The organism is Campylobacter magnus (genome assembly GCF_028649595.1).
GTDB lineage: Bacteria > Campylobacterota > Campylobacteria > Campylobacterales > Campylobacteraceae > Campylobacter > Campylobacter magnus.
The window spans coordinates 236,815-259,278 of sequence record NZ_JAQSLK010000001.1 but is presented as its reverse complement, the minus strand read 5'-3'; the positions used below and the strand labels follow the sequence as shown (position 1 = coordinate 259,278).

Below are 22,464 nucleotides of genomic sequence, written 5' to 3'. Positions count from 1 at the left end.
GTAGAATCTAAATAGTAGGAATTCTAGAATTCCTAAGCAAAAAAGGAAAGACTTTGAATATAAATGAAATCATAAAAGAACTAAAAAAAGGCACTGCTGAGATAATAGATTTTGAGCGCATTGAAAAGCTTATAAAAGATTATTATGAAAATGGCAAGGAGTTTTTGGTAAAAATCGGTATGGATCCTACTGCGGCTGATTTGCACCTAGGGCATACGGTGATTTTAAACAAGCTTGCTTTTTTACAAAAACACGGCGCAAAGGTGCAGTTTTTGATCGGTGATTTCACAGCCCGCATAGGCGATCCTACTGGCAAGAGCGTAACTAGAAAGGTTCTTAGCCAAAAAGAAGTAGAAAAAAACGCTGAGACCTACAAAGAACAAGTTTTCAAAGTCCTTGATCCTGCCAAAACGCAGATTATGTTTAACTCAGAGTGGCTAAATGAACTAGGAGCTGGTGGGCTAATTGCGCTAGCTGGCACTTTTAGCGTTACTAGAATGCTTGAGCGTGATGATTTTACAAAGCGTTATAACGCACAACAAAGCATAGCAATTAGCGAGTTTTTATATCCATTGCTACAAGGTTATGATAGTGTTGCGATGAAATGCGATATAGAACTAGGTGGCACGGATCAAAAGTTTAATTTGCTTATGGGTCGCACCTTGCAGCGTACTTATGAGGTTGGCAAAGAACAAGCAGTGCTAATGATGCCTTTGTTAGTAGGGCTTGATGGCACAAACAAAATGAGTAAAAGCCTAGGCAATTATATAGGTATTTCAGAGCCAGCAAATACGATATTTGCTAAGGTTATGAGTATAAGCGATGAGCTTATGTGGGAGTGGTATTTATTACTATCAAACAAAAGCGTAGATGAGATAGAAACTCTAAAAGCTAGCGTAGAAGATGGCAGTGTTCATCCTATGGAAGTAAAAAAGGCCCTTGGCTGCGAGCTTGTAGAGCGCTTTTATGACGAAGCTAACGCAAAATCTGCTAGAGCTGAGTGGGAGAGCGTTCACAGCAAGGGCGCACTGCCAAGCGATATGAAAGAGTATGAAAGCGAGGGTAAAATTTGGATAGTAGAGGCTCTAAAGCTGTGCGGCCTAGTAAACTCAAGCTCTGATGCAAGACGCGCGATAAAGGCAAACTCAGTAAGCATAAATAAAAGCAAAATAAATGACGAGCAGCTACACTTAGAATCTGGAGAGTATGTGCTACAAGTGGGCAAAAAAGCTTATGCAAAACTAAAGGTAAAAAATGGAATTTAAAAGCTTAAAAATAGGTAAATACGAGATAAAATATCCCATAGTCCAAGGTGGCATGGGACTAGGCATAAGCTGGGATAAGCTAGCTGGCACTGTAAGCGCAAATGGTGCCCTTGGCGTGATCAGCTCTGTTGGCACAGGATACTACGACCACCTAAAATACGCCGCTAAAACGCTAAAAGACAAGCCTCTTGATAGCATAAACTTTTACTCAAGAGAGGGCTTTAAAGCTATAATAGATAATGCTAGAAAAATCTGCGGCGATGCTCCACTAGCTGCAAATATCATGTGTGCTTGTAATGACTATGCCAGGATAGTAAAAGACGCCTGCGAGCATGGCATAAACATAATAATAAGCGGCGCAGGCTTGCCTACTAGCTTGCCTGAGTTTACAAAAGACTTCAAAGAAGTAGCCTTGGTGCCAATAGTAAGCTCAGTCCAAGCTCTAAAAATCATTTGCAAACGCTGGCTTTCTCGCTATGGCGTGCTGCCTGATGCTGTGGTGCTAGAAGGCCCACTCTCAGGCGGTCACCAAGGCTTTAGCTACGAGCAGTGCATGGATCCAAACTACCAGCTTGAAAAGCTAATTGCCCCAGTAGTAGCTGAGGCAAACGAGTGGGCTAAGCAAAAAGGCTCGCCTATACCAGTAATTGCAGCCGGCGGTATCTGGGATCATGATGATATCAAAAACGCTATGAGTCTAGGCGCAAGTGGCGTTCAAATGGGAACTCGCTTTATAGGCACGCATGAGTGCGATGCAAGCCTTGAGTTTAAGCAAACTTTAATCTCAGCAAAAAAAGAAGACATCGAGCTAATAAAAAGCCCAGTTGGCTACCCAGCCCGTGGTATAAAAACAAATCTTTTTAAACTAATGCAAAAAGGCGAGGCTCCAAAAATAAACTGCATCAGTAACTGCGTAGCTCCATGCAACCGTGGAGAGGGTGCAAAAAAAGTAGGATATTGTATAGCAGATAGACTATATGATGGCGTGATGGGACGCCTTGAGACAGGGCTATTTTTTAGCGGTGCAAATGGCTACCGCCTAAAAGAAATAATAAGTGTAAAAGAGCTAATTGGCAAACTAATTCATGGGGAAAATAAGTAGATTTTTAGCCTTAATCACGCTTTTTATAAGTGTGGTTTTTGGTGCTTGTGATTTTAGCGAGTTTGACAAAAACTTTATAGAAGTAGGCGCAAAAGAACGCCAGCGCCTACACAATGAAATCAAAAACGCCTATATAAAATCAGTTATAAACGATGATTTGGAGTGTAAAAAAGCTAGTTTGGAGCGTCTAATAAAGGCAAATGCTGTCTTTGGCGTAAACTCAAAAACCCTAAAAAAAGAACTAGCTAGTCTAAGTCAGGCTAATGCTAAAAACGCTGATGAAAATAACACTAAAAAATCTACTCCAAAAAGCCAAAATAAAGATAGCGCCCAAGAAGCTAAAAAAGTATCTAAAAAAGAAATTAAAAACACAGAACAAAAAACAAACACTAAATCCACAATAACACAAACCAAAGATCAAAAATCGCAAAAAACAGAAGCAAAAACAAAAGTAGAAGCAAAAAAAGAAGCAAAAGCAGAGCCAAAAAGCCTAAGAGTGCTTGAAGTGCTAAGCGATAAAAACTCTCTAAAAATCAAGCTAAACCGCAATATAAATGAAGACGAGCTAAAAAACTTCACTCTTAACTCAAAGGATAGCTGGCGCAATGTATATGATATAACTGGTATTTTACCTAGCAAATTCCCTGTCCCACAAAACGGCATTTCAGCCAAAATCCGTATAGCCCAAAAAGATCCAAGCACCGTGCGAATAGTCTTTGAAGATGCTAAAAAAAGCCAAATTTACTCTCAAATAGATGAAAAAGAAATAACTTTTAGCAAAAAGCTAGCACAAAATACGCAAAAAGCAGAACAAAAAACAGAACAAAATACCAAAAAAACCGCAAAAAAAGTAGCTAGTGCAGAAAAAACTAGCGAAAATAAGGCAGAAAAAACCGTAAAAACCCAAAACACTAAAAATGATAAAAAAATAGCTAAAAAGCCAGAACATATAAATCAAAAAGCTATGAAAATCGCAGCTGATACCGCCACAGCTGCTAGCAATAAACTAAGTAAAAAGCAAAAAGCTAGTAAAATTATAGTGCTTGACCCAGGGCATGGCGGAGATGATGTTGGCGCGCTTAGCCAAAATAAAAAGCTGCGTGAAAAAGACATAGTGCTAAATGTAAGCAAAAAAACCGCCAGCTTGCTAAAAGAGCGTGGGTACAAGGTGCTTTTTACTCGCAGCAACGACCGCTTTATCAAGCTTAGATCTCGCACGAGCTTTGCAAATGATAAAGGTGCGCACCTTTTTATCTCTATTCACGCAAACGCTGCGCCAAATAAAGAAAAAGCTAAGAGTATGAACGGAATTGAGACCTTTTTTCTAAGTCCGTCACGCTCTGAGCGTTCAATGAACGCTGCAAATCTAGAAAACAAAGCAGATACTGATGAGATGAATTATTTTACGAAAGTAAGCTTTCTAAACTTTTTAAACCGCGAAAAAATCATCGCTAGCAATAAGCTTGCAATTGATATGCAAGCAGCCCTTTTAAAAAGCGTGCGAGCCAGCTACAAAGTAAGCGATGGTGGGGTTAGAGAGGCACCATTTTGGGTGTTAGTGGGCGCTCTCATGCCTGCGGTGCTGATAGAAATCGGCTACATCTCTCACCCAGACGAGAGCCAAAAAATCGCAAACTCAAAATACCAAGACCGCCTAGCAAAAGGCATAGCTGATGGTGTAGATGAGTATTTTGCTAAAAATTTATAGACTATGAATTCTAGAATTCCTTGAAGTTTAGCTTAGGAATTTTAGAATTCCCTACTATGTCATCCTCGGGCTTGACCCGAGGATCTCTATATGGAATTTTAGAATTCTAGTTTTTGGGGGTGCGGGGGTATTTGCCCTGGGAATTTTAGAATTCTAAATTTATTTGTGATGAGATCCCCCGATCAAGTCGGGGGATGACACAAGGCTAAGGAATTTTGGAATTCCTAGGCTTTTTGGGGGTTAGGGGGTATTTTTTATCTTAGAAATTTTGGAATTCCCTAAAATTCGTCATTGCGAGCGAAGCGAAGCAATCTCTAGGAATTCTAGGGAATTCTAGAATTCCTAGAAGTTTAGCTTAGGAATTTTAGAATTTATTCTAGGAATTCTAGATTTTACCCTAGGAATTCTAGAATTCCTATATATATTTTTTAAAGGCACAAAATGAATAATACAGCCCAAGAACTCTCAAAACTTGATTTAGAGCACATTTGGCATCCTTGTTCACAGATGAGTGAGTATGATAGCGTGCTAGCTATCAAGCGTGGCGATGGCGCTGTGCTGTATGGCTACGATGAAAAGGCTTATATTGATTGTATTTCTAGCTGGTGGGTAAATATTTTTGGACACGGCAATGCTTATATAGCCGCTAAAATTGCCGAACAAGCAAAGAGCCTTAGCCAAGTGATACTAGCTGGCTTTACGCACGAGCCTTTGGTGCGACTTAGTGCTAGGCTTTGTAAATTACTGCCAAGTCCCTTAAACAAATGCTTTTACGCTGATAATGGCTCAGCAGCTGTGGAGGTCGCCCTAAAAATGAGCTATCACAAAAATAAGCTTAGGGGCAAGGAAAAACCGCTTTTTCTAAACCTTAAAAATAGCTATCACGGAGAGACCATCGGCGCACTTAGCGTGGGAGATGTGGAGCTTTACAAAGCTAGTTATGGTGGGATTTTGATTGATTGTATTAGCGCAAAAGTGCCTTGTGATTTTTCTGCGTGGGGCGGCGAGATTGTAAGCGAAGATGAGGCTCTAAGCGACCTTGAAAAAGTGCTAAAAACACACGCTCACCGCATCAGTGCCTTTATAATAGAGCCACTAATTCAATGCTCTGGCAATATGAATATGCCAAGCCCTGCTTATACCAAAAAAGCCTGCGAGCTAGTGCGAAGCTACGAAATAGATGTGATTTTTGATGAAATTGCGGTGGGCTTTGGGCGGAGTGGGTCTATGTGGGCGATGGAGCAGGTGGGCTTTGTGCCTGATTTTGTCTGCCTTAGCAAGGGGCTAAGCGGTGGAAATCTGCCTTTTTCAGTAGTAGTTACGAGTGATAGCGTGTATAATGAGTTTTTGGGGGATTTTGACAGGGCTTTTCTTCATTCTCACAGCTACACAGGAAACGCCCTAGCAGCAGCTGCAGCAAACGCTACTTTAGATATCTTTGAGAGCGAAAATGTGATTGAGAAAAACAAGGCTTTAAGTGCGTTTATTTTGGAGCAATTTAAGTGGGCTAGTGAGCATGAAAAGGTGCGAAACTTCCGTCAGCGTGGTATGGTGCTAGCCTTTGATGTGTCGCGTCTTGCTGGGGCAAAAAGTAGAGAGTTTAGAAATCTGGCTTTAAATCGTGGTTTATTGCTTCGTCCGCTTGGTGCGAGCCTATACTTCATGCCGCCATATGTTATAACTAGGGATCAAATCGCCTTTGCTAGCACGCAAATAAAAGAGCTAATAAATGAGCTCTAAGGAATTCTGGATTTTATTTTAGGAATTCTAGAATTTATTTTAGGAATTCTAGAATTTATCTTAGGAATTCTAGAATTTATTTTAGGAATTCTAGAATTCCCTAGCAAAATAAATATATTTTAATCATTCCAGGGATTTTGTGGATTGTGTGCGCCACCCCTTGATCTATCATTCCACGGATCAGCGGCTCTTGATCTGTCGTTCCACGGATCATTTGCTCTTGGTCTATCATTCCATGGATCAGCGGATCTTCTTTGCGGATGTCGGTAGTATCTTCTATCATCGTAGCTGTCGTAATAGCCATCTTCGTAACCTCTATTATAGGCTCTGCTTTCATCAAAGCCTCTGCCAAAAGAGTTAAAGTCGCCACATTCTCTTTCGTCAAATTCTTGTAAGCCAAATCTGGCTCTATACTCTTGTATGCGTTTATTCATCGCTCTAGCACTTGAGTATCCGTAGTCTCTGCCGACTCTGCTTTGCTCATAATAAAGCTCACAAAGCCCATCAATTACACGCTCGCTAGCGATAATCTTAGCACTAAGATTTGTTAAAAAAGCAGAAAATAAAAGAGCAAAATATATTTTTTTCATGAGAGTTCCGTTTTTGAAGATAGGAATTCTAGAATTCCTTAGGGAATTCTAGAATTCTAAAACAAAGGTATAAAGAAAAATTCTTCTAGTCAGCGATTTCTAGTGTGCCGCCTTGACCTAGACCGCCTTCTACACTTTGAGCTTCATAATTGTTAAGTGCTACTACCATTTGATTTATTGCATCTACAAAGGCATTTACTAGGGTTTTACCCTCTGGTGTGCGTGAGTACATACCAAGCGCACCACCGCCACCGCCACCGCCAAGTCCACCAAGACCTAAGAAATCAGTAGCACTAGCATGACCTATAGCACTTGCGATTTGGACACCTGAGCGGTTATCGATCATGGTTAGAGAAACTTGAGTTTCTTTTTTGCTAAAGCCACCTGCTAAAATACCAAGCAGACCGCCACCGACAGCACCTACCGCTGCTCCTGCGCCACCAGTATTTGCATCGCTAAAGAAAATCTCAGGATTTATAGCAAAGTCAGCTGCGACCATTTGGTTTTTCCAATTGCGATTTTTCTTGCTTTTTTTGGTATTTACTTTTCTCATCTCGCCACTTTGTTGTAAAGCGCGTTCTTGCATCATGTTATTCATCATTTTGCCACGCTCTACGATAACAAAGCAGTTTGTTTGCTGAAGTATGGTTTTGATAACTGGGACTGTAGAGGTTAGCTTGTAGTTGCGAGTAAGATACGCAAACCAGTCACTTCTTTGATCCTCATGTATAGCAAGAGTTCCCATAGGTTTAGCGCAACGCTCAATGCCTTTAGCAGTAGAGTTTTTGCCAGCTGCTGCGCCGCCACTATAACTAGGTTGTGAGCTGCCACCAGTAGCACAGCCTGTAAAAAGTGCAGTAGCTAGCAAGCCACTGATTAGAAGTGATTTTTTCATTTTGTCTCCCTAAGTTTTTGATTGTGAAAAAAATGTGTAATCTTATATTTTTTTTTCTTAAATTATAGTAAATTTAAGGAATATTTTATAAATTTTGCTTTAAGCTTATAAAAAAATAAAGGCAAAAAATGCTGTTAAAAGACGGAGTGCCGTATAATGAGCGTTTTGGCGATGTGTATTTTGACGCAAATGACCCAAAGGCTGAGAGGCAAAGCGTGTATGCAAGTGCTATTGATGAAGTAAAAAAAGATGAAATTATCATCGCTGAGAGCGGTTTTGGCTTTGGGCTAAACTTTTTTGTTAGCCTTAAAAAAGCGCAGGCTTTGGGCAAAAAACTTCATTATATAGCCTGTGAAATAGAGCCTATTAGCGTGGCTGATTTGCAGTGTTTTTATGCTGATTTTAGCGAGTTTAGAGAGCTTTTTTGTGAGTTTATAAGCTTTTATTATCCTATAAAAGATGAGATTTTGCGCATATATTTTGGCGATTTTGGGATTTTGGACTTTTATTTTGGAGCTGCTTTTGCTTGGCTTGAAAACAGCGATTTTAGGGCTGATATTTTCTATATTGACGGCTTTAGCCCTAGCAAAAATACTGAGCTTTTTAGCACTGATTTTTTAGCTCTTGTAAGAGAGCATTGCGCTAAGGATGCTATTTTGCGCTCGTATTCTTGCGCTAGGGTGTTTAAGGACGCTTTAAGCAAAAATGCCTTTATATATGAAAAAAGAGCAGGGCAGGGCAAAAAGCGTGAGTTTATCCACGCACTTTGTGCTAAGCCTATGGCAAAAAAGCACACTTTAAATCCATGGTTTGCCAGAGGGAATTCTGCGTTGACAAAAAAGCCCCAAAATGTAGTAATAATCGGCGCAGGTATCACAGGGCTACTCACAGCTTATAGACTAAAAGAACTTGGCATTTCTAGCGTGGTTTTAGAAAAAAATCATAGCTTAAAAAATGGAGCTAGTTCTAATCTTGCTGGGCTTTGCTTGCCACTTATTCATAAACCTAGTTCGCTACTAGCAAAGGCGCATATCAGGGCTTTTTTGGCAGCTATAAGCTTTTATAAAAAGCACAGCGAGCTTGCGCCATTTGTGAAATTTTGCGGCGCAAAATACATCGCTAAAAATGAGGATGAAAAACAGCGTTTTAAAGAGGCTTTTTTGGCTTACCCTGCGTTTTTTGCTAAAAACGGCGATGAGATTTTGGTAAAACACGCTATGCAAATCGCTCCGCTAGCTTTAAGGCAGTTTTTAGCTAGCAGGCTTGATGTGCGCTTTGGCTGTGAGGTTGAAAAGATTTTTGATAGCGATTTGCGCCTTAAAAGTGGGCAAAAAATCAGCTTTGATGCGCTTATTATCGCTGGTGGTGCGCACTCAAATGAGCTTATAAAAAGCTATGATAAAAACATTTTGCTAAGTGCGGTTCGTGGGCAAGCTACGCATATAAAGCCTTGCTACAATGGCGTCCCGCTTAGTCATAAGGGCTACATTTGTGCGCCTTTTAGCAGCGTTCAGGTGATTGGCTCTAGCTTTGATAGGCTAGATCTAGACTGTGAGATTAGAGAGAGCGAAAATGATGAAAATATCGCAAAAGTAGCGCAGTATCTTGGCAAAAATGTTAAAGTTTTAGGCGCAAATGCTGGGCTTAGAGCTTATAGTGGCGATAGGTTTGCGCTGATTTCGCAGATGCACGATTATCAAGGCTTTTGCGAGGATTACAAGGCTCTTTTGTGGCAAAAAAACAAAGTCCAGATTTTGCCGCCGCCACGCTACAAAAAGGGCATTTTTGTAAATACCGCACACGGTGCGCACGCACTTAGCACGGCTGTTTTAGGCTCTGAGATAATGCTTGATTTGCTTTTAAATCGTCCGCTGTGCATTAGCCATAGTCTTTTTAGCGAGTTTCACAGCGCAAGGTTTTTGATTAGAAAACTTAAAAAGGGCTTGGAGGTTTAGGGAATTCTAGAATTTATTTTAGGAATTCTAGTTTAGTAATTCTAGAATTCTAGAATTTATTTTGGGAATTCTAGAATTCTAGAATTTATTTTGGGAATTCTAGAATTCCTAGGCTTTTTTTGCTTCGCATCCGCTGGTTGGGGGTTAGGAGGTATTTTTTAGGAATTCTAGAATTCTTTGTGATGAGATCCCCCGATCAAGTCGGGGGATGACATAAGGCTTGGGAATTCTAGATTGGGAATTCTAGAATTCTAGATTTTATTTTGGGAATTCTAGATTGGGAATTCTAGTTTAGGAATTCTAGAATTGCTAAAAAATATCCCCCTAACCCCCTAAAAAAATGCTGAAATTTTGCCAAAATTCACAAAAAATAAGATAAAATTACTTTTTTATTTTTCAAGGCTAGTTTATGACTTTTTTCTCACCTGAGTTTGTGCTACTTTTTTTGCTGTTTTTTGTGATATACTGGGCGGCTAAAAACTTTGTTAGCATGCAAAAATTGCTGATTTTATTTGCTTCTTATGCCTTTATTTGCGCAAATAGCTTGTATTTTGCGCTGGTGCTTTTTGGCTTTACTTGCGCTGTTTTTGTGTGTGGCAAGTATCTGCAAGAACACGGCAAGCTTGTGCGCTTATTAGAACAAAGCCAAAAATTCAGCAAAGATTTGGCAAATAATACAAAAAATAATACACAAAATAATTCGCAAAGTGCTGAGATTATTTCATATAAAAATAAGTTCGCACCTACTTCAAATCTAGCTTTGGGCGTGATTATTGGCTTTTGTGTGCTGTTTTTGTGCTTTTTTAAATATTATGATTTCTTTTATGGAGTATTTGCTGGATTTTTTGAGTTTTTTGGGCTTAGTCTTTTTGAGAGTGTGGCGTTTCCGCTGGGCGTGTCATACTATACATTTATGAGTATTACATATTTGCTGGCTATGTACAGGGGGCAGTGTGAGAGGTGTGATGATTTTATCTCTCTAGCTTGCTTTTTAGCGTTTTTTCCTAGTATTGTGATGGGACCTATTAGCCGTGCTAGCGATGAGAAGGGTCTTAGGGCGCTTTTGCCGCAGTTTAACGAGCCAAAGAATTTCTCTTGTGGTGATGAGATTTTCACGCTTGCCCTTTTTGCTTGTGTGAAACTACTGGTGATTAGCTCGCTACTTAGCCCTTATGTAAATAATATTTTTAGCTCGGTTTATTCATCATCATCTTCTGCTAGCGAGATACTGCTTGCGATTTTGCTTTATGGCGTGGTGCTATATGCGAACTTTAGTGGATTTATAGATATGAGCCGCGCGCTTGCCTTAGCCCTTGGCTTTGAGCTAGCGCAGAACTTTGCTATGCCGTATGCAGCTAGAAATATTAGGGAGTTTTGGCAGCGTTGGCATATCACGCTAACTACTTTTATTACGCGTTATATTTATATTCCGCTTGGTGGGTCGGCTAAGGGCTTTACTCGCACGCAAATAAATGTGCTTATTGCCTTTGGGCTTTCTGGAATTTGGCATGGAGCAGAGTGGAATTTTCTCATCTGGGGGCTGCTTCATGGCGTGGGGCTGGTGATTTTTAACGCTTATAAAGCCTTAGCCCTGCCGCAGCTAAACTACTATGTATCTTTGATTTTAACCTATATTTTTGTTAGTTTTGCGTGGATATTTTTTGCCAATGACTTTGATAATAGCTTAGTCATACTAAAAGGGCTTTTTGCAGCGCTAGCAGCTGGGAATTTTGGCCAGCAGACAGCACTAGTGGTTTTGCTGCTTGTGGGCGTTTGCTTATATCACAAATGCGCTGGATTTTTTGACTTTTGTGTTCATATGCTCTCATGCATGCCAATCCTACTTAAAGCTCTTGTGCTAGGGCTTGTTTTTAGCGTGATAATTGCTATTATGCCTAGTGGAATTCCAAGTTTTATTTATGCGAGTTTTTAAGTTATGTTTAGGTTTGTTTTAGTAAATATTTTAATGCTTGTGGTGCTAGTTTTTTTCACACAAAACTCGCTGATTTTTTATATAGAACAAAGATTTCATAGCTCTTTTGGGCTTGATGAGCTTTTAAAGGGCACGGAATTTAGCAAGGGAGCAGAGATTTTTAGGGCTTTTGGTGTGTTTGTTGATACTAGCGCAAATGTTATTTTTGAAAATAATAGCCAAAGCGCTGATACCGCTGTCTTTGAGACAAATAAACAAAATGATGGCGAAGCAAATATCACTAACGATATAATACCTTTTGATGATAATATAACAATAAATATAAGAGCTAGCGCCCAAATAAGCGATGAAAATATTAGCGCAGATACTGCTACTATAGAGCAAAGTCCAGATGATAAAATAGTGCTTAAACAAGGTGATAGCGTGCTAATCACAGGCGATAGCATGATGCAATACATCGGCATGATAGCTAGCCAAAACTACCCAAAACTAGGGCTAAAAGTGCTTGATCTAAGCAAGCAAAGCACAGGGCTACTATATAAAAAATCTCATAACTGGGCGCAGGTTATAAAAGATACTCTAGCTCAAAATAAAGATATAAAGCTACTTGTGATGCTAATAGGCGCAAATGATCCGTGGGGACGCAGTATAAATGGTAAGTTTTATGAGCTAAACTCGAGTGAGTGGAGGGAGTTTTATGCTAGGCGTGTGGATGAAATCTATAAAATCGCCAAAGCTAGTAATGTAAAGGTGCTGTGGCTAAGCCTGCCTTGTATGCAAAAAACTGACTATGCGAAAAAAATAGAGCTTTTAAATGAAATTTACAAAAGTGTAAGCGAACAAAATGGGCAGTTTTTCATAAATACTAGCGAGCATCTTTGCCAAAATGATAATTTTCTTACTCATTTAAACATAAATGGCAAACGCTCTAAAATCCGCCAAGATGATGGAATTCACATAAGCAAAATAGGCTCGCAAATCCTAGCTGATGAAATACTAAAAAGGATAGAAATTGAATAAGATTTTAGCTAGTTTTTATACGTTTTTGGGGCTTTTTGCCGCGCTTTTGCTAGTAGCTTGTACGCAAAAAATCATAGCTGAAAATAAGAGTAGCGATGAAATGCTAGCTAAAAAAGAGCTAAAAAGGCTAAATATTAGCCAAAATGGTCGTGGAGTGAAGTTTTTTGGCGATTCGCATGTGGCAAGTGGGGCGATGGTAGCAGCGTTTAGAGATGAGTATTTTGCTGCTAGCGTGGGCTCAGCAGGCTTTGTGCCAGCTGCTGTAAGCAAGTATCATGCCCACTCTGAGCTAAGCTTTGAGAGTAACGGCTTTGAGATTTTGAATTCAAGGCGTGATAAATACGATGACTACGCACTTTGTGGCGTGGTGGCAAAAGCTGATGAGAACGCTACAATGTCTTTAAAACTAAAAAAGCTAAAAGGGCTTTTTGGGGTGGAGATTTTACATAAATTTAGCCAAAGTGGCGAAATTTTTGCTCTAAAAGATGCTAACGCCAAAGAGTATAAAATCACACAAAAAAGCCCTGATATCTGGGAGTATAGCACCTTTGCGCTTAGCTTTCCGCTTGAAATAAAAGCTCTTAAAAATGGCGCAGAACTTGGCGGATATAAAATCTATCAAAAGGGTGATTTTGTGGATTTTTGCGCCGCAAATGGAGCTTACTCAAGCATAAGCGCAAAGTGGAGCGATGAGGCGTGGAGCAGGGACTTTGCTGGCTTTGACTATGAGCTTTTTATTTTAGCATATGGCACAAACGATGCGCTAGATAAAGACTTTAGCGAAAGTGGCTTTTATAACTCAATGAAAAGTTTAATTGCTAAGCTAAAAAGTGCTTCAAAAAACGCTAAACTCGTCCTTGTCACCCCACCACCTAGCCCAAAAATAAAGAAAATGCCTTTGGTAATAAGTGCTCTAAAACGCCTAGCCAGAGATGAAAATGCGATTTTTGTGGATACTAGAGCTTTTGTAGAAAGTAGCGGTGGCTGGAAGAGCTGGCGCAAAAACAAGCTTGTTAGCCGTGATAACCTACACCTAAGCCACGATGGATATAAAAAAATCGGTGCTTTTATCGCAAAAAGTGTGAAAAATGAGATGAAAAACTAGAATTCCTAGGCAAAATTTACTAGGAATTCTCTTTGGAATTCTGGTTTGGAATTCTCTTTGGAATTCTAAATTGCCAAACAAAAAATAAAAAATAAAGAAAAATCAAGCCAAAATGCGCTATAATCGCCAAATTTTAATTTTTAATCAAAAGGCTTGAAAAATGTTTGAGACTATAATAGGACTTGAAGTCCATTGCCAGCTAAATACCAAAACTAAGATATTTTGCAGCTGTTCTACAAAGTTTGGCGATGAGCCAAATGCCAATACTTGCCCGGTTTGCCTAGCTCTGCCAGGTGCCTTGCCTGTGCTAAATAAAGAAGCCCTAGCAAAGGCGGCTAGTTTTGGCTTTGCTGTAAATGCTAAGGTAAATCAAAAGTCAAATTTTGATAGAAAAAATTATTTTTACCCAGATTTGCCAAAAGCCTATCAAATCTCGCAGTGGACGACACCTGTGGTAGAAAATGGCGAGCTTTTTATCACCACTGAAAGTGGCGAAAAGCGCATAGGCATAACTAGGGCTCACCTTGAAGAAGACGCTGGAAAAAACAATCACCTAGCAAGCTCAAGCGCTGTGGATCTAAACCGCTGCGGCACTCCACTGCTAGAAATCGTAAGCGAGCCTGATATGCGCAGCAGCGATGAGGCGGTGGCGTATTTAAAAAAGCTTCATAGCATTTTGCGCTTTTTAAATATAAGCGATGCGAACATGCAAGAAGGAAGTTTTCGCTGCGATGTGAATGTAAGCATACGCCCTGCAGGTGATCCTAAGCTCTATACACGCGTGGAGATAAAAAATCTTAACTCATTTCGCTTTATCCAAAAAGCAATAGAATACGAAGTAGAGCGTCAAAAAGTAGCGTGGGAGGATGGCAAGTATGAGAGCGAAGTAGTCCAAGAAACAAGGCTTTTTGATACAAATAAGCTAATAACTAAGCCTATGCGTAGCAAAGAAGAGGCCGCTGAGTATAGATATTTTCCAGATCCAGACTTGCTACCTGCGGTGCTAAGCGATGAGATGATGGCAGCTGCTCGCAACCTGCCAGAACTACCTGATGAGAAAAAGGCTAGATATGTAAATGAGCTTGGCTTAAAGCCTTATGATGCTGGTGTGATCGTATCTAGCTATGAGATGGCAAGATACTTTGAGAATCTAATCGCTGCTAATATTTCACCAAAACTCTGCGTAACTTGGCTGTGCGTGGAGCTTTTGGGACGCTTAAAAAACGGCGTGACAATAGAAACTAGCCCAGTAAATAGTGCTAAAATGGCTGAGCTTTTAAAAGCGATAGAAGAGGGCACAATAAGCGCAAATGCTGCTAAAAAGGTGCTTGATGAGCTTGTGGCTAATGAAAACGCACAAGTAGAGGCTGTGATAGATAAGCTTGGACTCAAACAAGTAAGCGACGATGGCGCAATAATCGCTATCATAGATGCTGTCCTAAGCGCAAATGCTGAAAAAGTGGCTGAGTATAAAAGTGGCAAAGATAAGCTCTTTGGATTTTTTGTAGGGCAGGTGATGAAAGAGGGCAAAGGCGCCTTCAACCCAGCAAAAGTAAATGAACTGCTAAAAGGCAAGCTGGGGTAGGGAATTTTGGATTTCTTTGGGAATTCTAGAATTCCTTTGGGAATTTTAGAATTTCTTTGGGAATTTTAGAATTCCTATGACTTCACAGGGGCTTCACAGGAGGCTTCACAGGTGCGATAGAATGAGAAAGTGGTAAGAACTGATTTTAAACTCGCTTTTAAACTTTAGTATGGCTCTCGTGTTTGTCATACAATAGCGATAAGGGGAAATGATGGATTTGGCAGCTTGGATGGTGGTTGGTATCACTATCGTGCTTACTTTTTTTGGATTATGGATGCTAAATGCTGAGAAGAAAAAACCGGCTGCAAACTAGAATTTAAAGGTAAAATATGGCAAATATCGCAGTTATCGGTGCTGGGGCGTGGGGGTCTGCGCTAAATTATGCTCTTGGCGTGAAAAATACTAGCGCAAACGCCTCAGCTACTGGGCGAAAAAATAGCGAGCTAATAAGCTTAGATGATGCGCTAAAAAGCGAATATATCGTCTTTGCTATAGCTACACAAAACACAAGAGAATTCCTTAAAAAAAATAGCTCTAAAATAAGCAAAAACGCAAAAATTCTAGTAGCACAAAAAGGCATAGAAACTAGCACTGGTGCTTTTTTGCACGAGATTTTTAGTGAGTTTTTTGATAGCAAAAATCTAGCCTTTTTAAGCGGACCTAGCTTTGCTAGCGAGGTGGAGAAAAATCTGCCTTGTGCGGTGGTGGTTTCAGCCTTTGATGAGAGTCTTTCTAGGCAGTGGGCGGAGTTTTTTCCGCCTTTTATGAAGTCTTATGAGAGTAGCGATGTCATAGGCACTGAAATTTGCGGTGCGTATAAAAATGTAATCGCAATAGCAGGTGGAATCTGCGATGGTATGGGGCTTGGCAATAACGCTAGGGCAAGCTTGATGGCTCGTGGGCTAGTTGAGATGGCACGCTTTGGGCAGGCTTTTGGGGCGAAAATTGAGAGCTTTTTGGGACTTAGTGGCGCAGGAGATCTTTTTCTTTCAGCTTCAAGTGAGCTTTCGCGCAATTTTAGAGTTGGCAAAATGCTAGCAAAAGGAGCTGATCTTGCTACTATTTTAGAGCATTTGGGTGAGGTAGCTGAGGGTGTACCAACAGCGCATGCGGTGGTTAATATTTCAGCCAAAAATGGCATTTATACGCCAATTGCCAATCAAATATCTCAGGTCATAAACGGCAAAGATGTAAGGCAGGCCCTAGCAGATTTGCTAAAAAAGAATTAAAATGTTTCATATAAAGGGCTTTTGAACAAGTAAAAATAGAGCCAAAAGGTTTATGCTTTAAGCTGGAATTCCAGCCTTGATATCAGTGCTGATGAGTTTTATTTTGGCGGTGTAGTGCTATGATAATAAAAATAAGGGGACATTATGGCTATATATCAAGTTGATAATACAATAAACCAAATACCACTAAAAAATGGCTATGTGTATTGCATAAGTAGTATTCATAATATAAAAAGTATTTTAGAACATGGATTTCGCACACCAAAGAAATTACAAACACAGTTTGCTCAGCTTATAAATAATAAGCCTTTAGATGAATATATTTGCTTTTATTTTAATCCAAGAAATTCACTGCTTTATTCAAGACAAAAAACTTATGGCGATGATATAGTTATTTTAGAGATTAAAAAAGATGTTTTACTTTTAAATAATGTAATTTTTACCAATAAAAGCGTTAAAGCAAGTAATTTTTTCTTTGCTGATGAAATAAAAGATTTGCTTAATCCTAACTTTATTAACTGGGATGAAGTCTTTGCTACTTCTTGGAATGATGCTAACGAAAATGTAAAAAATGAAAAGAAATTTAAGATGATGGCAGAAGTTTTGGTGCCAGATATGGTGCCAAGTGCTATGATAGCTGGTATAGTGTGCCAAAATCCTAGAGTATGCGAAAAAGTAACTAGAATTCTCAATAATAATTCTATAAATATAAGTTGGAATTCTAGCTTGTTTTTTAATGATTCTAGCGATACTACAGCAAATCAAAAAAGAGAGTTTAAATATCATCCACAAACAAAAGATGAGTTGCAAGCACTTGTAGATAATGAAGATATTTATTTGGGAGATATTGATACTGGCGCGATTACTGATATGAGTGATTTTTTTAAAGGTTATGAACATTTTGAAGTTATAATAAATGAAAGAGAAAATTTTGATGGCATAGAGCTTTGGAATGTCGGTAATGTAAGCAATATGAATTATATGTTTTGTGGCTGTAAAAATTTTAATCAACCATTAAATTCTTGGAATGTACGTAATGTAACCGATATGGGCTGTATGTTTAGCAATTGTGAAAATTTTAATCAACCATTAAATTCTTGGAATGTCAGTAATGTAACTAGTATGGGCTTTATGTTTTCGGGCTGTGATATAGATGAGAAAAATTCGCCGAATTTTACACAAAAACAAAAAGACAAAGCTTTTATGGCACCATACGATGATGTATTTTAAAAGTAAAACAAAAAAAGGTTTGATATGTTTTGTAAATTTCGTGTATTTGATTTGTATGCAAATAGAAATGAAGTAAATTTTCGTGGCAAAAATTTTAATCGTATTAAAGAGATTTTAGAAAAAGAAGTTTTATATGCTACTTAAATTTAATGGAATTCAAAACTAAAATTTCGCTAAAATGCCAAAATCAAAAGCTTAAAAAAGGGGTAAAAATGGATGAAAATAATGTAATTTTAAATAGAGAGCTTAGCTGGCTTAGGTTTAATACTCGTGTGCTAGCGCAGGCCAATAAAGACCTTCCGCTTTTAGAGCGTTTGAAGTTTATTGCGATTTATTGCACGAATCTTGATGAGTTTTATATGATCCGTGTAGCAGGGCTAAAAAGTCTATATGCAGCTGGTGTGAGCGTAGAGGGGACGATGAGTCCGCTAGAACAGCTCCGCGAGATCCGCAGCTACCTTAAAAAAGAGCAAGAAAACCTAGAAAATGCCTACAAAAGCATAGTAAAAGGCTTGGGTGCCGCTGGACTTCATATCAAAAACTACGAGGATCTTAGCGATGCTGAGAAGGCTAGGGCTGATGAGTATTTTAAAAACTACATTTGGCCTGTGATAGTGCCGATTGCTGTTGATAGCACGCATCCTTTTCCGCACCTAAATAACCTTAGCTTTGGCATAGCTGTTAAGCTAGCTGATAGCGAGCATCCTGAGATAAATAAATTTGGCATGGTGCGAATTAGCCGAGTTCTCCCTCGCTTTTGGGACGGCAAGGACGGCGTTTATGTGCCTATTGAGAGCATTGTTAGAAATCATATGGAAGACATTTTTGTTGGCTACAAGCCTGTTAGCTCGTGCGCATTTCGTGTAACTCGCAACGCTGATATGGTAATCGAAGAAGAAGAAGCAGATGATTTTATGCTGATTTTAGAGCAGGGGCTTAAAACTCGCCGCAAGGGAGCTCTTGTTCGCTTGCAAATTGAGCAAAACGGCGATCCAGCCTTGCTAGATTTTCTTAACTCTCACATGCATATTTTCCCAAAAGATATCTATGAGTATGATATCCCGCTCACCCTTGGGGCTCTTTGGCAGATCATCGGTGATAAGGAGTTTTCCCACCTACTATTTAGCCCTTATACACCAAAGACCCTGCCGCCTTTTGATAGCAATACTTCTATGTTTGAGGCTATTGACAAGGGAGATGTGTTATTATTTCATCCTTATGAGAGCTTTGATCCAGTTGCTCAGCTCATCAAAGAAGCTAGCAAAGACCCAAAGGTCATATCGATTCGCATGACTCTTTACCGCGTGGAGAAAAACTCAAATATCGTCCAAGCTCTAATAGATGCAGCAAACGATGGCAAGCAAGTAACTGCAATGGTCGAGCTAAAAGCTAGATTTGATGAAGAAAACAACCTTCACTGGGCAAAAGCACTAGAAAATGCTGGCGCGCATGTGGTGTATGGGATTGCTGGCTTTAAGGTTCATGCTAAGCTAAGTCAGGTTATCCGCCAAGACGGCGGCAAGCTGAAGTTCTACACGCACCTTGGCACTGGCAACTACAACGGCAGCAGCGCAAAAATCTATACTGATATTAGCTACTTTACTTGTCGCAGTGATTTTGAGCGTGATACGACTACATTTTTTCACATTTTATCAGGATTTAACAAAAACCGCCGCCTAAATAATCTCTCAATGTCGCCTATGCAAATCAAAGAGCGCATTATAGATATGATAAAAGCAGAGGCCGCACAAGGCAAAAACGGCAGGATAATTGCCAAAATGAACGCCCTTGTAGATGAGGATATGATAAAAGAGCTTTGCGAGGCTAGCTCTGCTGGCGTTCAAATCGATCTTATCGTGCGAGGTATCTGCTGTCTGCGCCCTGGTGTGCCAGGCAAAAGCGAAAATATCCGTGTCCGCTCAATCATCGGTAAATACTTAGAGCACGCACGCATACTATACTTCAAGCACTCTAAGCCAGCATTTTATATAAGCTCGGCTGATTGGATGCCAAGAAACCTTGAGCGCCGCTTAGAGCTAATGACGCCGATATATGATAGCACGCTACAAAACAAGCTTGGCGAGATACTTCGCATGCAGCTAGGCGATAACGAGCTAGCCTTTGAGCTTGGCAGTGATGGTGAGTACACGCCAGTAGCCCCTGGCGAGCGCAGGATAAACGCGCAAGAGTTTTTCGAAATCTATATGAATAAAATCTTTAGCTCAATGAAAAAAGGCAACGACAACGACAAAGTCCAAATCCTAGCTAGCAAACTGCTAAAAGAGAGCTAAAATATTTTATTTGCTAAGGAAATCTAGAATTCTTACTTAGGAATTCTAGAATTTATCTAGGGAATTCTAGAATTTCTTGGCTTTTTTAGGGGTGCGGGGGTATTTTTAATCTAGAATTCCTGTGTGAAATTCTAAGGAATTTTAGATTTTATTTAGGGAATTCTAGAATTCCTAGTGTTAAAATCTAGAATTCCTAGGTGAAATTTTCTAGGAATTCTAGAATTTAGAGCTGAAATTTTCTCTAAATTCTAGAATTTAAAAAGTAAAATAAATTCTAGAATTCCTAAAATCACACATATAAATAAAAGCCAAAAAATCAGTAAAAATCAAGCAAAGCTTAGCTATAATCGCAAGATTTTTTTTAAAATAAAGGCAAAAGAAATGATTACTTTTTCGCAATTAATACTAAAACTACAAGAATACTGGCACGAACAAGGCTGTCTAATCGTCCAACCATATGATATGCCAGCTGGTGCTGGCACTTATCATCAAGCTACTTTTTTGCGCAGCCTTGGCAAAAAGCCGTGGAATGTCGCCTATGTCGCACCTAGCAGACGACCAACTGATGGCAGATACGGCGAAAATCCAAACCGCCTAGGTGCGTATTATCAATTTCAAGTGATAATGAAACCAAGCCCTGATAATATCCAAGAGCTGTATTTAAAGAGCTTGGAGCATTTGGGACTAGATCTAGCTAAACACGATATTCGCTTTGTAGAAGATAACTGGGAGAGCCCGACCCTTGGTGCGTGGGGGCTAGGCTGGGAGGTTTGGCTAGATGGCATGGAAGTTACGCAGTTTACTTACTTTCAGCAAGTTGGCGGTATAGCTTGTGATTTAATCAGCGCAGAGATCACCTACGGCACTGAGCGACTTGCGATGTATTTACAAGATAAAGACAATGTCTATGACATCATTTGGGACGATAAAGATGGCAAAATCGTAACCTACGGCGATGTTCATAAGCAAGGCGAGTATGAGTTTAGCAAATATAACTTTGAAATTGCAAATACTGATATGCTTTTTGCTCAGTTTAATAACGCAAAGGCTGAGTGTAAGGCTATATTAGAGCATGAGTTAGCTTTGCCTGCGTATGATTATTGCATGCTTGCTGCGCATACTTTTAATGTCCTTGATGCTCGTGGTGCGATATCAGCGACCCAGCGCCAAGACTACATACTTCAAATCCGCGAACTTGCCAAAGGCTGCGCGCTAGCCTACGCAAAAAGCCAAGAGAAGTAAAAAAAGTAAAAAGAGTGCCTTGTGAAAACAGCTGAAATTTACACTATTTTAGATGAGATTGCGCCTTTTAGCGATGCTGAGAGTTGGGATAATTGCGGAGTGCTAGTAGATAATAAAGACTTTGAGAGTATCACTCTCACGCTTGATTTAGACGAGAAAATTCTAGAATCTAGCGAGAATAACACGCTTTTTATCACTCATCATCCGCTGATTTTTAAAGGTTTAAAAGCACTTAGTAGCACAAAGTTTCCAAGCTCGCTGATTTTTGAACTAGCAAAGAAGAACTGCTCGCTAATAGCCACGCATACAAACTACGATAAACACGCTCTAAATGACTTTGTGCTAAGTGAAGTTCTAGGCATAAAAGAGTATGAAAAAAATGGCTTTATTTGTGAGTTTATTTGGAACTCCAGCTTTGATGAGCTAGCAAAAAAGGTTAAAAACGCCTTTGAAATAAAGCATTTGCGAGTGGTAAAATCTAGCGAGCATGTAGAAAAAGTAGCCTTTTGTACAGGCTCAGGGGCTGATCTCATCGGCTCGTTTAAAGCTGATTGCTTTTTAACAGGCGATTTGAAATATCACACCGCCTTTGAAGCAAGGCACGATAAACTTAGCCTAATAGACATCGAACACTACGCAAGTGAGAAATATTTCGCACAAAGTTTAGAAAAAGCCTTGAAAAAATACGGAATTTCTGCTAAAATCGCAAATTCTTTAAACCCATTTAGCTATATGTAAAAGGACAAAAAATGAACTCAAGCTTAGAGCAGTTAGTAAATCTTAGCAAACTTGATACGCAAATCGACAGCTACAACCCAAAAATAGAAGCAATAAACGCAAAACTAGAAGCCAAAAAAGGCTCAATAAATGCACTTGTAGAAAAAAAACACGAGATTGAAAGTTCGATTACTCGCTTAGAAGCACTAATAAGCGACACAAATCGCCAAATAGCAGAACAAGGCGAGAAAATGAAAAAAATCTCAGCTCGCTCAAGTTCGCTAAAAAAAGAAAAAGAAATAGAAGCTACTCAAACAGAAGAAACTCTAGGCAAAGAGCAGTTAGAGAGCCTAAATGAAGACATCGAGCGCAATGAAAAAGCAGTAGAGGTAAAAAAATCCGACCTTAAAGAGCTTGATGAGAAAATAAATGAAGCTAATGCCCAGCTAAAAGAGCTTGAAAATGAGACTGCTAGTAGCCTAAAAGAAATCGAAGATAGCAAAAAAGAGCTATATAAACAAAAAGATGCCTTGCTAGCAAAAATAAATCAAAAAGTGCTTGAGTTCTACGAAAAAATCCGCAAATGGGCAAAAAACACAGCTGTGGTGCCTATGAAAAAGCAAGCTTGCTATGGTTGTTTTATGCGTGTAAATGACAAGACCTTTAGCGAAGTGGTGCATAGCGAGAGCATAACTACTTGTCCGCATTGTGGTCGCATACTATATAGCGAGATAAATGGTGAAGAAATAATAACCGAACCAGTAGTAGCCAAAAAGACAGCTGCTAAAAAAACCACTACAAAGACAGCTGCTAAAAAACCTACTAAAAAAACCGCTGATGAGAGCGTAGAAGAGTAG

General features: G+C 39.5%; 17 protein-coding genes. 15 read left to right on the top strand and 2 right to left on the bottom strand.

Annotation, left to right across the window (positions count from 1 at the left end; all coding sequences use genetic code 11):
• Window positions 1-53 precede the first annotated feature (53 nt).
• The 4 genes from tyrS (at window position 54) to PTQ34_RS01135 (ending at window position 5,815) form a co-directional block, all read left to right on the top strand.
• Window positions 54-1,265, top strand: coding sequence for a tyrosine--tRNA ligase (gene tyrS, locus PTQ34_RS01150; protein ID WP_273931641.1), 1,212 nt, complete (start codon window positions 54-56; stop codon window positions 1,263-1,265).
• Window positions 1,255-2,367 carry a nitronate monooxygenase gene (locus tag PTQ34_RS01145; RefSeq protein ID WP_273931640.1) on the top strand — a complete coding sequence of 371 codons (1,113 nt, stop codon included), beginning with the start codon at window positions 1,255-1,257 and terminating at the stop codon, window positions 2,365-2,367. Before tyrS ends, PTQ34_RS01145 begins: the two co-directional genes overlap by 11 nt.
• On the top strand, window positions 2,351-4,075 hold the full coding sequence (locus PTQ34_RS01140) for an N-acetylmuramoyl-L-alanine amidase (protein WP_273931639.1): 1,725 nt from the start codon (window positions 2,351-2,353) through the stop codon (window positions 4,073-4,075). The genes PTQ34_RS01145 and PTQ34_RS01140 overlap by 17 nt, the downstream gene beginning before the upstream one ends.
• A 441-nt stretch (window positions 4,076-4,516) precedes the next feature.
• Window positions 4,517-5,815 carry an adenosylmethionine--8-amino-7-oxononanoate transaminase gene (locus PTQ34_RS01135; protein WP_273931638.1) on the top strand — a complete coding sequence of 433 codons (1,299 nt, stop codon included), beginning with the start codon at window positions 4,517-4,519 and terminating at the stop codon, window positions 5,813-5,815.
• 119 nt (window positions 5,816-5,934) lie between these two features.
• On the opposite strand, the gene PTQ34_RS01130 is transcribed toward PTQ34_RS01135, so the two are convergent.
• The gene (locus PTQ34_RS01130; protein ID WP_273931637.1) at window positions 5,935-6,405 is read right to left on the bottom strand and encodes a hypothetical protein; all 471 of its coding nucleotides are present in this window, start codon (window positions 6,403-6,405) and stop codon (window positions 5,935-5,937) included.
• 85 nt (window positions 6,406-6,490) lie between these two features.
• Window positions 6,491-7,300 carry a CsgG/HfaB family protein gene (locus PTQ34_RS01125; protein WP_273931636.1) on the bottom strand — a complete coding sequence of 270 codons (810 nt, stop codon included), beginning with the start codon at window positions 7,298-7,300 and terminating at the stop codon, window positions 6,491-6,493.
• A gap of 128 nt (window positions 7,301-7,428) precedes the next feature.
• Between PTQ34_RS01125 and mnmC the strand changes: the two genes are divergently transcribed.
• From mnmC to PTQ34_RS01070, 11 genes are all read left to right on the top strand, one after another.
• Window positions 7,429-9,255: a bifunctional tRNA (5-methylaminomethyl-2-thiouridine)(34)-methyltransferase MnmD/FAD-dependent 5-carboxymethylaminomethyl-2-thiouridine(34) oxidoreductase MnmC gene (gene mnmC, locus PTQ34_RS01120; protein WP_273931635.1), complete on the top strand. Its 1,827-nt coding sequence runs from the start codon at window positions 7,429-7,431 to the stop codon at window positions 9,253-9,255.
• Window positions 9,256-9,664: 409 nt separating this feature from the next.
• A complete protein-coding gene (locus PTQ34_RS01115; protein ID WP_273931634.1) occupies window positions 9,665-11,188 on the top strand; it encodes an MBOAT family O-acyltransferase in 1,524 nt (507 codons plus the stop codon).
• 3 nt (window positions 11,189-11,191) lie between these two features.
• Complete coding sequence (locus tag PTQ34_RS01110; RefSeq protein WP_273931633.1) at window positions 11,192-12,208, top strand: SGNH/GDSL hydrolase family protein; 1,017 nt, start codon at window positions 11,192-11,194, stop codon at window positions 12,206-12,208.
• Entirely contained in the window at window positions 12,201-13,313 is a 1,113-nt protein-coding gene (locus PTQ34_RS01105; RefSeq protein WP_273931632.1) for a GDSL-type esterase/lipase family protein, read from the top strand. Before PTQ34_RS01110 ends, PTQ34_RS01105 begins: the two co-directional genes overlap by 8 nt.
• Window positions 13,314-13,473: 160 nt before the next feature.
• The gene (gene gatB / locus PTQ34_RS01100) at window positions 13,474-14,898 is read left to right on the top strand and encodes an Asp-tRNA(Asn)/Glu-tRNA(Gln) amidotransferase subunit GatB (RefSeq protein ID WP_273931631.1); all 1,425 of its coding nucleotides are present in this window, start codon (window positions 13,474-13,476) and stop codon (window positions 14,896-14,898) included.
• A gap of 329 nt (window positions 14,899-15,227) precedes the next feature.
• Window positions 15,228-16,127: an NAD(P)H-dependent glycerol-3-phosphate dehydrogenase gene (locus tag PTQ34_RS01095; RefSeq protein ID WP_273931630.1), complete on the top strand. Its 900-nt coding sequence runs from the start codon at window positions 15,228-15,230 to the stop codon at window positions 16,125-16,127.
• Window positions 16,128-16,271: 144 nt separating this feature from the next.
• Window positions 16,272-17,357 carry a DarT ssDNA thymidine ADP-ribosyltransferase family protein gene (locus tag PTQ34_RS01090; protein WP_273931629.1) on the top strand — a complete coding sequence of 362 codons (1,086 nt, stop codon included), beginning with the start codon at window positions 16,272-16,274 and terminating at the stop codon, window positions 17,355-17,357.
• A 212-nt stretch (window positions 17,358-17,569) separates the two neighbouring features.
• The gene (locus PTQ34_RS01085) at window positions 17,570-19,648 is read left to right on the top strand and encodes an RNA degradosome polyphosphate kinase (protein ID WP_404814885.1); all 2,079 of its coding nucleotides are present in this window, start codon (window positions 17,570-17,572) and stop codon (window positions 19,646-19,648) included.
• A 384-nt stretch (window positions 19,649-20,032) separates the two neighbouring features.
• Window positions 20,033-20,890: a glycine--tRNA ligase subunit alpha gene (glyQ, locus tag PTQ34_RS01080; RefSeq protein WP_273931870.1), complete on the top strand. Its 858-nt coding sequence runs from the start codon at window positions 20,033-20,035 to the stop codon at window positions 20,888-20,890.
• Between the two features lie 21 nt (window positions 20,891-20,911).
• Window positions 20,912-21,628, top strand: coding sequence for a Nif3-like dinuclear metal center hexameric protein (locus PTQ34_RS01075; protein WP_273931627.1), 717 nt, complete (start codon window positions 20,912-20,914; stop codon window positions 21,626-21,628).
• Window positions 21,629-21,639: 11 nt separating this feature from the next.
• The gene (locus PTQ34_RS01070) at window positions 21,640-22,464 is read left to right on the top strand and encodes a zinc ribbon domain-containing protein (protein ID WP_273931626.1); all 825 of its coding nucleotides are present in this window, start codon (window positions 21,640-21,642) and stop codon (window positions 22,462-22,464) included.

Excerpts from the sequence above, each read along its gene's own strand:
- PTQ34_RS01145 (WP_273931640.1), top strand. The coding sequence starts at position 1,255 with ATGGAATTTAAAAGCTTAAAAATAGGTAAATACGAGATAAAATATCCC.
- mnmC (WP_273931635.1), top strand. The coding sequence starts at position 7,429 with ATGCTGTTAAAAGACGGAGTGCCGTATAATGAGCGTTTTGGCGATGTG.
- PTQ34_RS01095 (WP_273931630.1), top strand. The coding sequence starts at position 15,228 with ATGGCAAATATCGCAGTTATCGGTGCTGGGGCGTGGGGGTCTGCGCTA.
- PTQ34_RS01070 (WP_273931626.1), top strand. The coding sequence starts at position 21,640 with ATGAACTCAAGCTTAGAGCAGTTAGTAAATCTTAGCAAACTTGATACG.
- PTQ34_RS01110 (WP_273931633.1), top strand. The coding sequence starts at position 11,192 with ATGTTTAGGTTTGTTTTAGTAAATATTTTAATGCTTGTGGTGCTAGTT.
- PTQ34_RS01130 (WP_273931637.1), bottom strand. The coding sequence starts at position 6,405 with ATGAAAAAAATATATTTTGCTCTTTTATTTTCTGCTTTTTTAACAAAT.
- PTQ34_RS01140 (WP_273931639.1), top strand. The coding sequence starts at position 2,351 with ATGGGGAAAATAAGTAGATTTTTAGCCTTAATCACGCTTTTTATAAGT.
- PTQ34_RS01085 (WP_404814885.1), top strand. The coding sequence starts at position 17,570 with ATGGATGAAAATAATGTAATTTTAAATAGAGAGCTTAGCTGGCTTAGG.
- gatB (WP_273931631.1), top strand. The coding sequence starts at position 13,474 with ATGTTTGAGACTATAATAGGACTTGAAGTCCATTGCCAGCTAAATACC.
- PTQ34_RS01135 (WP_273931638.1), top strand. The coding sequence starts at position 4,517 with ATGAATAATACAGCCCAAGAACTCTCAAAACTTGATTTAGAGCACATT.
- PTQ34_RS01115 (WP_273931634.1), top strand. The coding sequence starts at position 9,665 with ATGACTTTTTTCTCACCTGAGTTTGTGCTACTTTTTTTGCTGTTTTTT.
- PTQ34_RS01125 (WP_273931636.1), bottom strand. The coding sequence starts at position 7,300 with ATGAAAAAATCACTTCTAATCAGTGGCTTGCTAGCTACTGCACTTTTT.
- PTQ34_RS01090 (WP_273931629.1), top strand. The coding sequence starts at position 16,272 with ATGGCTATATATCAAGTTGATAATACAATAAACCAAATACCACTAAAA.